This window comes from Intestinibacter sp. (assembly GCF_034113885.1).
Classification (GTDB): domain Bacteria; phylum Bacillota; class Clostridia; order Peptostreptococcales; family Peptostreptococcaceae; genus Intestinibacter.
On record NZ_JAXEWM010000208.1, the window covers coordinates 1 to 9,353 of the forward strand.

The following is a 9,353-nucleotide window of genomic DNA, read 5'->3' on the forward strand; positions in this document are numbered from 1 at the left end:
CCAGCTGGTGCAGCAATGTCGTGAGGTAATTTCAAAAGCTTACTAGTAAAGTATGAAATAAAGAAAATAAAGAAAGTCTGAATAGTCAACGGCACTGCAATTAAAACAATATGTAATGGATTTTCTAAAATCACTTTACTTTGTCCCATGAAAATCAGTACTAATGTAAGCAACAGTCCTACAATTGTGACAGAATCAAATTTATTAACGAAAATATTTTCAAAATAATCGACTCCTTTATTTTTTACAACGAAGATTCTTGTCAAAATACCACCTGCTAAAGGAATAACCACAAATAGTATTACACTGAGAAATAAAGTATCTGTAGGTACAATTACATTTGAAACTCCAAGTAGGAATTTTACAATCGGTACAAATGCAAATAAAATAATTAAATCATTAGTCGCTACTTGAACTACTGTATAAGCTGGGTTCCCTTTTGTCAGAGTACTCCATACAAATACCATAGCTGTACAAGGAGCAGCACCTAATAAAACTGCACCTGCAAGATATTCAGTCGCTAAATCAGGTGTAATAAATGCTTTAAAAATCGCAAAGAAAAACAATGAAGCTATACCATACATTGTAAATGGTTTAATCAACCAATTGACTACCCATGTGACAATTAAACCCTTTGGATTTTTACCTACATTTTTTATACTTTTGAAATCTACTTTGAGCATCATAGGATAGATCATAATCAAAATTAAAATTGCCATTGGAATTGAAACCTTTGCATATTCAAATTTATTTAAGAATATTGAAATGTTTTTTAAAAATTAAACCATCCTTTCTAGATGGCTCAATTTATTTATTACAACATTCGTCGTCAGGTTCTATAAACTCATTTAGTGTGAGTTGTTGCTTTAATAACATTTGTGCATATTCTGCACCTTTTTCATCAATCGAATAATGTACCCATTTTCCTTCCTTACGACCAATAACAACTCCTGCATCACATAAAATTTTCATATGATGAGAAAGTGTAGATTGTGTAATATGCAATTCATCCAGTAGCTTGCAAGCACATTTTTCTCCACTTCTAAGAAGATCTAAAATTTGTAAACGATTCTCATCACAAAATGCTTTAAAGACTCTTGAAATCTCTTTATATGAAGTTGCCATTTACTTCACCTCACATTTATAAATTTCTATTTATCTTTATTATATTTATATATCGATAAATGTCAATATGTTACGATTTATTTAATTAAAATATATTGACATTTATCGATATATAGGTATACTCTATGTATTAATAACATAGAAATAATACGAAAGGATAGTTTTCAAAATATGAATGATAAAATCAAAGTAGCATTTATTTGTGTTCACAATTCATGTCGCAGCCAAATTGCCGAGGCGCTTGGAAAATATTTAGCTTCAGATATTTTCGATAGCTACTCTGCAGGAACAGAAACAAAGCCAAAGATAAATCAAGATGCTGTTAGGTTGATGAAGCAAAAATATAAAATAGATATGGAGAAAACGCAGTATTCAAAATTGCTAGATGATATACCAGATGTCGATGTTGTAATCACTATGGGCTGTAATGTCAGCTGCCCTTATCTTCCATGTGAATATAGAGAGGATTGGGGACTAGAGGATCCAACAGGAAAAGACGACGAAGAATTCGAAAAGATTATTGAACAGATACACCAAAATATTTTACAATTAGCTGACAAAATTAAAAATGGTGTTCTATATTAAAATAAACCCTATACAGAGAGTATTAGACTGTATAGGGTTATTTTTACAAATATAAGTATTAACAACATCCTCCATCACAACAACATCCAGATGATTTATTTTCTTTACCCTCATAAAAACGTATCAAATTATCTGGTACCTCATACTCAGTACAAGAGCAATCTGTATTTTGAGAAAATACTGTTTTAAGAATATTTTCTGCTAGCAGAGCCTTTGGTGGAACTTCATAGATTTTACCTTCATATTCAAACACACGGCAATCGACTGCAGTACCGCTGATATCTCCACAGCATTTGCAATCATTTTCGCTGACAGAATCACATATATCTATTTCATTTACACGAATAGTTGGAGAGGATAAGAATTTATATTTTTTAGCATCGTCGATTGTAGTCATCTCTATTTTTTTGTATTCAACTGTATAGCCGGCTAGCTCAAGTGCAGGTGTAAGTAAAGCTACGACTTCATCGAGAACCTTATCTGTCCCAACACAACGATCACAAGTAACTAAATCTAGATAAAGATATTCAATTAAAATATTCTTTTCTTTTTTACTTATGTCATCGCAGCAATTACTTGTGCTACTACAGCAGCATGATTCATTTGAGTTATTTCCATTTAAAATATCTAGAATAGGATATCTATTTTTATCCATTTTACTTTCTCCTTTTTTATTTATAAATATATTTACAATAATTATACTCTAATTTTATATTTCTTGTATAACTTCCAGTCAATAAGAATCATTTAAATCTATTTTCTGATGCAAAATATGATTTATTTAACTTTAAAACTTGTTATGTAATGCGAAAAAAAAGTTCTTTTGATATTATATAGATAAATAAGAATTTAGATAGGAGAGTATATAATGAGTAAAGTAGGTGAATTTTTAAAAGAGTGCGGTGTATTTTATGTATTAACTATAAACGGTGATTTTCCAGCTGGAAGACCATTTGGAGCAGTTATGGAATATAATGATAATTTGTATATCTCTACTGGAGATATGAAAGACGTATATAAGCAATTAAAACAGCATCCTCAAATGCAGATTATAGCATTAAAGGGTGGAACTCGTGATTGGATAAGAATAAATGGTATAGCAGAAGAATGTGTCGACCTAAATATAAAGCAAAAAATGTTAGAAGACTGTCCTAATTTAACTAAACATTTTCCAACGTCTGATACTCCACATTTTGCTGTATTTCAAATAAAAGTTGTAAGTTCAAATTTATATTAATTGTTATGAGTAAGAATATTATAAAAGAATTTAAAGGACAGTATTATTTTTTGAGTAATTATTATAATGCAGAGGTTACTTATAATGGAATTACTTATAAAAATAATGAGGCGGCTTTTCAGGCTCAAAAAGACCCCAAAAAAGCAGCATCATTTGCACATTTAGACTCAGCTCAAGCTAAAAGAAAAGGTAGAGGTGTGAAGCTAAGACATAATTGGGACAAGATAAAGGAGCAGATAATGTATGAAATTTGCTTAGCTAAATTCACACAAAATGAAAATCTGAAGATAAAGTTGCTTGAAACAGGAGATGCTTATTTGGAGGAAGGCAATGACTGGGGCGATAAAGAGTGGGGAGTTGTGAATGGAAAAGGAAAGAATAAGTTGGGAAAAACTCTTATGAGGATTAGAGAAGAGTTAAAGTAATATGAAAATAGCAGTATTCTAAAGGCGTATTAGTAATTAGGTGGTGATAACAATGGATTATTTATATGATGAAGATAAATTGTTTATTAATTTTTATAGAGAAAAATTTAAAAATAAAAAAATAGCTTTTGAATCAATTATAAGCTTATTTAAAAACATAGATAATTTGGGATGTATTTTATCTATAGATGGTCTTGATTATAATTTAGAAGATGTTGTAGATGATATAAAACCAAATTTTCATCATATTTATTATGGTGAGTATAGTGAATATAAATTATTAAAAATAATTCCAATAAAAATGCAAGAAATTTCTAGATTAATAGCAGTTGTATCTGATTTTAATAGTATATTAGGTATAGCTGAATATATAGATAGTTTTACAGAAGGTCAAATAGAAGTAGTTTTATTTGATTGCAAATTAAATAATATTGATAATACAAATGATTTAGAAAATATTAAAGTTGATAATAAACTTATATCATTGAAAATCCATTCAGATGCAGAAGTATTTGAAATTAGTGATTGTGGAAATGAAAAATATACCAAAGTAATAGTAGAAAAAATTAGCTAAATTACATAAAAAGTATTATAATTAAGATATATAGATATAAAAATATTTTTAAATTAAAATGTATGATTTTTTATTTTTATGCATTTCTCGAGAGGCTAAGTTCTAGCCTCTTTATCATTTTAAGGAGTTTTTACATTAGGTTTTTAAAAGTTCTAATATTAATAATATTTAGAAAATATAGTTGACAATAACTTCCAAATAATATAATATAGTTACTGTTAAAAAATAAATTATGATAGTAACTGAAAGGAGGTAAGAGGTTTAAGTCTATCGTCACAAACTAATTCGTTAAGAGAAATCTTAACACTTGACCTATCTGAGACATCAGAAATAAGCGGCCATACGGACAGCCAGGTCAAATGCCGAACTAGCGATTGTGATATCGTGTTGATGAGTGAAAGCTCAAATTTTATAAGTGGGATTTAATCCTAAAGAATTTGCATCAAACGGTGCAGTACTTGTGAAATGATCAATATGAGCAGTAAGAGTTTCAATTACTGTATAGGCTCAAATAAAATACCTACATTTGAATAAATAAAACAAGACATTGATAATAAATAAAACAATATTTTTGATAATAAATAAAACAAGACTTTGACAATAAATAAAACAAATTAAAGTAAAGATCGTAAATCAAGTACAATTATTTTTTATTTTAAGTTTAGCTTTAAATAAAACGATGATTGTATTTTTTTGTTTACACAATTCAATAAGCTATCCTTAAATTAAAATCTCTATTTTCGCATATAATTGCGGACAATCTATTATTTCAACGAAAAGGGAGTTTTAAAAAATGAAAAAAATCGTAACATTATTATTAGTAGTATGTATTATATTAAGTGGATGTAGTACAAATAACAGTGCTTCATCAAGTGCGAGCTCTAGCAGCCAAGTGATGGAAAAAACACAAAAATTATCATTAGAAGAAGCACAAAAATTGTTTATAGAAAAGGTCGACACTGAGTGGGGCTACAATGTAATGGAGGAGCTTACTAAATTCAAAACTAATGAGGATTTAGGATATCGTACAGCTGGTTCAAAAGCAGAAACAGAAGCTGGAGACTACATAAAAGAAACTATGGAATCAATTGGAATGACTAGTGTTGAAAAGGAAGAATATACATTAGATGGTTGGACATTTGATCATGCCAATTTGACTTTTAAAGATAAAGATGGCAAGGAAAAAACTGCTATATTAGGTGGATACCAAACTAATTTCGAAACAAACGGGAAAAAAGAATACGAAGTCGTATATGCAAATCAAGGTACTGAAGCCGATTTTAAAGATTTAGATGTAAAGGACAAATTAGTTCTAATAGATATAAATCAACGTGAAAATTGGTGGATAAATTATCCTGTTTATGAAGCTTATTTAAACGGTGCTGCAGCGGTACTTGCAGTTCAAGACGGAGGTTATGCAGAGATAAGTGATGAAGCATTAAATGCTCAGGATTTCTGTGGTCCAGAATATACACCAGCATTTTCTATATCTAGAAAAGATGCAGATAGCCTACTAAAAGCTATAAAAAAATCTGGCAAAGATACAATAAAGGTAGATTTCGATGCTTCTAGTAAGGTTGAAAAAGACACTAAAAGCTATAATATAACAGGTATGATTGAAGGTAGAGACAAGGATAAGATGATAGTTTTATCTGGTCACTACGATGGATATTTTGATGGATTCCAAGATAATGCATCATCTGTAGCAATTATGCTTGGTATAGCAAAGGCAATTGTAGATAGTGGATATCAACCAGAAAAAACTTTAGTATTCTGTGCAACATCAGCCGAAGAATGGGGTGTTGAAAACAGTAAATACGACTGGCTTACAGGAGCTTATAATCAAGTGTTTAATATACACCCAGAATGGTCAGGTAAGGTTATAGCTAATATAAATTTTGAAATGCCTGCACATTCTTTAGATTATGAAAGTTCATTAGTTCAAACATCATATGAGCTTGCTCCTTTTGTAAAAGATTTATCTACTACAATACCTAAGGTCGACGGAGTATTTGAAAAGGGTACAGAGGTTTCATATCCAATTATAACATGGACTGATTCTTTTGCATTTTCTATAGCTGGTATACCATCATCTGTCAGCAGATTGAGAGAAGAATTCTCTATAAAATATTATCATTCACAATTTGATAATAAAGATACATACAACGAAGCTGCTTTTAGATATAATCACTATTTATATGGAACAATGCTATTAGGATATGATTACTGTGCAGTTTCTCCACTAGATTTTTCACTTAGATTTAAAGAACTTAAAAAGAGCATAGATTCTGATATAATGGAGGATGTAGATTTTGATACAACTAAATTAGAAGAAACAGCAGATAAAGCTATAGAAGCTGCCGAAGTTGCTTACGATGTTGTAGAAGCTAAAAACAACGCATACAAAGAGGCTGTTGAAAAAGGCGATTACGAAGCAGCAGATAAAATTTTAGACGAAACATCTGAATTATATTCAACAGTATTTGAAATATTTAAAAAGGCTGAAGATGATTTAGTTCGCTTAACTTGGGAGGAAGAAGTAGTTTTCCCTCATCAAATACCACAATCTAATTTAGATATGGTAGACTCTGCAATAGATGCTCTAGAGGATAAAGACGGTCAAAAGGCTTTAGATAAATATCTATGGGGTATAGACAATAACTGGTATGCTTATAATTTTAGTGAAAAGAACTACACTTATTTTAGCGATATAATCGAGCAACCTGAGGATGTTACACAATGGGGTTATAAGAGAGTTATAAGTAAGGAAAGATTGTACGATACTATTCATTCTATTATGGATAAATGTGAAACTGGTAAGGATGATTTTTCAGAGGAGATAAAGACTTTGAAGGAAGTTGAAAAGAGACAAAATGAGCTTTTAGAAAGTACTGTATCTGATGAGATAGAGACTTTAGAGAAATTGACTAAAACTTTGAATAGTATAAAATAATTTTTGGAAATAGATTATAAAGGGATGTTGTAAATCGATGTTAAAGATTTATAGCATCTCTTTTTGTATTTATATAGATTATGGTTATTTTATAAAAATGAGAGGGGGAAGGTTTCAAAAAAGTTACAGATAAGCTTGAAAATTTATCTTTGGTAGTAAATTTATTATACTTAAGGTATATAAAGATTTTGGGAGAGTAGTCAAATTTAATAGATGAAGGTGTAAATTTACAACCATATATGTTTATGTGTGAAAATATATTTGTAATAGATGAAATTTTATTATGGTAAGTAAAAATTAAGTTAATAAAAATATTTATAAAAGGAGAATAGTAGGAGAATATGTGCTCAGAAATATTTTTTACAAAAAAAGAATATGAATATAAAGAATTAATGGAAAAAATAAATCAATGCTTTCTTCTTAATGAAGAATTACCAAATAAAGTTTTTAAGAAACCATATAATAAGTTTTTATGTGAAGAATTTGATTTAATTAGAGATGATAGGTTTTGGGAAAATGTAAAAACATTATCAAACTTATCAAATGATAACAATGTGATTTTTAGTGTTTTAAATCCTAGTCCAAAATCTTATTATTATCATTATTTTGGATACTATAGTATTGCTAAATTATCAGTTGATATTAAAAATGAGGAATTTTCTAATTTAATAGAATATGCACCAGAAAACAACGAGGCTGATTCAATATTTTTTAATTCTAATATAATAATATGTATTCCTTTATCTAAAAAATGGGCAATTTATGCAGATAGAGATTTTGAGATTTGTATATTGGCATTTGATGACGGATATGAAGAAGAGGTAAAATCTTTATTACCAAGATGGCTACCTATGGAAGAAACAATAGATACTTATATGTATTCACTTTTTATGGTAATGCCAGAATTTTTGGAGCATTTTAATATGTCAAAGGAACAAATTAGGAATAAATTTATGGAAAATTACGGGAATTTATAGTATCTGAGAAACTAGAATTAGAATACTTGATTAAAGGAAATTTATATTAGTAATATTTATACAGGAGAGTTGTATTTATGAAGAATTTAAATAGATTAGAAGCTTATAAAGTTATGTTTGCATTTTTGGATAGGATATATTTTGAAGAAGGCAAAAATGATGATTTGGGAGGTTTATTAGGTTCCATGTCTTTATGGGAAGATAGAGAGGGTGGAACAATGGATGCAGCTGCATGGGCAGATTGGGAAGATATTGTTCAAGATAAAGAGTTAAATTTGGATAATACATATAATTTTATGATAGATTATATGAAAGAATTTAATAGTACATATAATTCAAAAGATTTAGCTGAGATGATAGAAATTTTAATGAGAGAATTAGATATAAATTTTAAGGAGGATTGATATGAATATTTATTTTAAAAAGGTTGAAGAGAAAGAATACAATTCATTTAGACAGGATGTAAAAGAGGTATTTGCCATTGCGGTTGTTGAAGAATTTGGAGATAGTGATGATGGAGACGTTATACTAGATGAAGATATCAACGAGTCACTATTTAATCCAAATGCAGAAACTTATTACATATATTTAGATGACAAAAAGATTGGAGGGGTTGTATTAAATATAAATAATATGACGCAGCATAATTCATTGGATTTATTTTATATATATCCAGATTGTCATAGTAAGGGTATTGGTCAGAAGGTTTGGTATATGATAGAAGAAAAATATCCTAAGACTAAGGTGTGGGAATTGGTAACACCTTATTTTGAAAAAAGAAATATAAATTTTTATGTTAATAAATGTGGATTTCATATTGTTGAATTTTTTAATAAATATCATAAAGATCCTAGAATAGGTGATTCGGATTATGAGTTTAAGGAGGAGTTTTTCAGATTTGAAAAGGTAATGAAATAATATGAAATCATATGTAGGAGTTAGTTTATGATTTTTAAGTTTAATCAATATGTAATAGATATAAACATTGATAAGACAAGGAGCTTTTATCAAGTAGCAGAAAATATTGCAGATGGATGTGATTGCCCTGGATGCCGCAACTTTGAAAAGGCAGTATCTCATCTGCCACAGGAGATTGTTGAAATATTTAATAAAATGGGAATTGATATGAAAAAAGCTAGAGAAGCTTATGTCAATTGCAAAAATCTAGATGGAACGTTATTTTATGCTGGATTTTATCATATTTGTGGTAAGTTGGTTAGTGGAGGTAGTCCGTGGAAAGAAACTAGTCAAATGTCAAAAGAATTAGATGAGAAAGAACTTTTTAAAATTAATGAGAATTTCCAAATTGGGTTTCAAGATGAAGTAGGTTTATTAGAAGAAAATTTTCCATTGCCTGTGATTCAGTTAGAATTTTTTGCTAATATTCCGTGGGTATTGGAGGAGGAGAATACGTATTTATGAAAGGTGCTATATTACAAAAAGGTGAAAAATTTTATACTGATTTACTAGATGTATT

The 9,353-nt window shown here is 29.1% G+C and carries 12 protein-coding genes; 9 read left to right on the top strand and 3 right to left on the bottom strand.

All coding sequences use genetic code 11. From position 1 onward, the window contains the following. Window positions 1–719 (bottom strand): bile acid:sodium symporter (locus tag SPD90_RS12710; protein ID WP_331680580.1); only part of this gene is annotated, 719 nt, incomplete at its 3' end. An 88-nt stretch (window positions 720–807) separates the two neighbouring features. Then, entirely contained in the window at window positions 808–1,125 is a 318-nt protein-coding gene (locus tag SPD90_RS12715; RefSeq protein ID WP_320925472.1) for an ArsR/SmtB family transcription factor, read from the bottom strand. A gap of 171 nt (window positions 1,126–1,296) precedes the next feature. On the opposite strand from SPD90_RS12715, the gene SPD90_RS12720 reads away from it, so the two are divergent. Further along, window positions 1,297–1,710 (top strand): arsenate reductase ArsC, encoded by a 414-nt coding sequence (locus SPD90_RS12720; RefSeq protein ID WP_320625645.1) that lies wholly within the window; start codon window positions 1,297–1,299, stop codon window positions 1,708–1,710. Window positions 1,711–1,768: 58 nt separating this feature from the next. Here the strand turns inward: SPD90_RS12720 and SPD90_RS12725 are convergent, their stop codons facing one another. Then, window positions 1,769–2,365 carry a DUF2703 domain-containing protein gene (locus SPD90_RS12725; protein ID WP_320925473.1) on the bottom strand — a complete coding sequence of 199 codons (597 nt, stop codon included), beginning with the start codon at window positions 2,363–2,365 and terminating at the stop codon, window positions 1,769–1,771. A gap of 213 nt (window positions 2,366–2,578) precedes the next feature. Between SPD90_RS12725 and SPD90_RS12730 the strand changes: the two genes are divergently transcribed. From SPD90_RS12730 to SPD90_RS12765, 8 genes are all read left to right on the top strand, one after another. Further along, window positions 2,579–2,947, top strand: a complete 369-nt coding sequence (locus tag SPD90_RS12730) for a pyridoxamine 5'-phosphate oxidase family protein (RefSeq protein WP_320925474.1) — start codon at window positions 2,579–2,581, stop codon at window positions 2,945–2,947. Between the two features lie 5 nt (window positions 2,948–2,952). Further along, window positions 2,953–3,372 carry an NADAR family protein gene (locus SPD90_RS12735; RefSeq protein ID WP_331680581.1) on the top strand — a complete coding sequence of 140 codons (420 nt, stop codon included), beginning with the start codon at window positions 2,953–2,955 and terminating at the stop codon, window positions 3,370–3,372. Window positions 3,373–3,424: 52 nt separating this feature from the next. Beyond that, entirely contained in the window at window positions 3,425–3,946 is a 522-nt protein-coding gene (locus SPD90_RS12740) for a hypothetical protein (RefSeq protein WP_320925476.1), read from the top strand. Between the two features lie 793 nt (window positions 3,947–4,739). Further along, window positions 4,740–6,899, top strand: a complete 2,160-nt coding sequence (locus tag SPD90_RS12745; RefSeq protein ID WP_320925477.1) for a M28 family peptidase — start codon at window positions 4,740–4,742, stop codon at window positions 6,897–6,899. A gap of 341 nt (window positions 6,900–7,240) precedes the next feature. Further along, on the top strand, window positions 7,241–7,876 hold the full coding sequence (locus SPD90_RS12750; RefSeq protein WP_320626726.1) for a hypothetical protein: 636 nt from the start codon (window positions 7,241–7,243) through the stop codon (window positions 7,874–7,876). A 77-nt stretch (window positions 7,877–7,953) separates the two neighbouring features. Continuing rightward, window positions 7,954–8,280, top strand: coding sequence for a hypothetical protein (locus SPD90_RS12755; RefSeq protein WP_320626727.1), 327 nt, complete (start codon window positions 7,954–7,956; stop codon window positions 8,278–8,280). Window position 8,281: 1 nt separating this feature from the next. Then, window positions 8,282–8,794 (top strand): GNAT family N-acetyltransferase, encoded by a 513-nt coding sequence (locus tag SPD90_RS12760; protein WP_320626728.1) that lies wholly within the window; start codon window positions 8,282–8,284, stop codon window positions 8,792–8,794. A 27-nt stretch (window positions 8,795–8,821) separates the two neighbouring features. Beyond that, entirely contained in the window at window positions 8,822–9,298 is a 477-nt protein-coding gene (locus SPD90_RS12765) for a hypothetical protein (RefSeq protein WP_320925478.1), read from the top strand. Window positions 9,299–9,353: the final 55 nt, after the last annotated feature.